The organism is Paraburkholderia humisilvae (genome assembly GCF_902859855.1).
Taxonomy (GTDB): Bacteria; Pseudomonadota; Gammaproteobacteria; order Burkholderiales; family Burkholderiaceae; genus Paraburkholderia; species Paraburkholderia humisilvae.
On the sequence record NZ_CADIKH010000294.1, the window covers coordinates 1 to 1,781 of the forward strand.

Below are 1,781 nucleotides of genomic sequence, written 5' to 3' on the forward strand. Positions count from 1 at the left end.
ATGTCCCTCAGCATGGTGGCAAGTTCGGACAAAGAAAAACGGGAATCGAACACGGTTCCCTCGGGGGCGGCAAGCGTGCCGGACCTTTTGCGTGTTGCATCGATCTACGGCCCGAACGCGAGCGGTAAATCAGCGCTGATTGGCGCTATGCAATTCGCACAATCCGCCGTAGCCACGTCTGTCTCGTTCATGCCGCAGCAGGCACTTGCTCACGTACCGTTCAAGCTTGATCCTGAATCTGCGACGGCACCCTCGGAGTTCGAATTTACCTTCGTGATTGATGGCACGAGGTATCAATACGGCTTCGCAGCGACGTCGACCGGCTTCGCCGAGGAGTGGTTGCTAGCCTACAAAACGCATCGGCCGCAGTTGTGGTTCGAGCGCTCATACGATGCGAAAACGGAACAGAACGTGTACAAATGGGGACCTTCGCTGACCGGTCAACGCGAGGTCTGGCGCAGCTCTACACGTCGCAACGCCCTGTTCCTGTCGACCGCTGCGCAACTCAATAGCGCGAAGCTGCTGCCCGTCTACGATTGGATCGTGCGGAAGCTCGTAATCATCGGCGCGGGCCTGCAACCGGTCTCTGATCAATCGACCGCATGGATCGCAGAGCCGGAGCGCAAAAAGATGCTGCTCAGCTTTCTGGCGTCCGCTGACATTGGTATCTCCGACCTTGATGTCGAATCACGTAAGCAGCATCGGTTGAACGTGCACATCCGGAGTGATGGACCTGAGCATGCTCTTTCCGAATCGGAAGTTCAGGTGCCGATCTTCACGCACACCTGCCCGAAGGGACAAGGCAAGCTGCAGTACGAAGAGGAATCGATGGGCACGCAGCGTCTGTTCTCATTCGCGGCACCGCTGATCGAATCGCTTCAGATCGGACGGACGATCGTCGTTGACGAGCTAGACGGCAGTTTGCATACCCACATCGTGCGGTTCGTGGTCGATTTATTTCATCACCGGCCACCCGCAGGCTATGAGCCTGCACAGCTCATCTTCACAACCCACGATACTGCATTGCTGGACGCGGACATATTCCGGCGCGATCAGATCTGGCTGATGGAAAAGAGCCGCGACCACGCTAGCACGCTGGTGCCGCTTACGGACTTCTCGCCTCGCAAGAATGAGGCACTTGAACGCGGCTATTTGCAGGGGCGCTACGGCGCTGTGCCGATGACCACGTCCTTCCCGCTCCAGGGGCAGAACCTTGGGGCGTGACGATCATCCGCGGCTCAGACGCGCGCGAAGGATCGAACGCAGGGGTGCGACCCGCCCCGCGTTTGATCGTATTCTCATCGTGACCGAAGGCGAAAAGACCGAGGTCAACTATTTCGAAGAGAGCAGGCGGCATTTCCGGCTTCCAACGGCCAGCATCCGTATTTGCCCGGCCGACGGAAGCAATCCATTGCAGGTGGTCAGGTATGCGTCCGATCTGTGCCAGCAGACGCGGGAATGGGAGCGCGTGTTTGCAGTCATTGATCGCGATGATCACGCCCACTACAACGAAGCGCTGCGCCTCGCGGTGCAACTGGATGGTGCGCATCGCAATGACGAAAGAAATCCGATAGCGTTCAAGGCGATTTCATCTAACCCATGCTTCGAACTCTGGCTGTTATTGCACTTTCAGCGTTCCGACGCCCACATTCATCGAGACGATGTCATGCGTCGACTTCGGGCGCACATCAACGGATACGAGAAAGGTCGCCCAGGCGTGTTCGCGGCAACGCTTGACGCGCTCGACGTCGCGTACGCGAACGCTGATCGGTTGCGCGCGC

General features: G+C 58.2%; 2 protein-coding genes. Both read left to right on the top strand.

Features of this window, described 5'->3' with window-relative positions; translation table 11 throughout:
- Positions 1-1,224: AAA family ATPase (locus HV796_RS42015; protein WP_175233511.1), on the top strand; the 1,224-nt coding region annotated here is incomplete at its 5' end.
- A gap of 79 nt (positions 1,225-1,303) precedes the next feature.
- The coding region (locus HV796_RS42020; RefSeq protein ID WP_175233512.1) for an RloB family protein at positions 1,304-1,781 on the top strand (478 nt) is incomplete at its 3' end.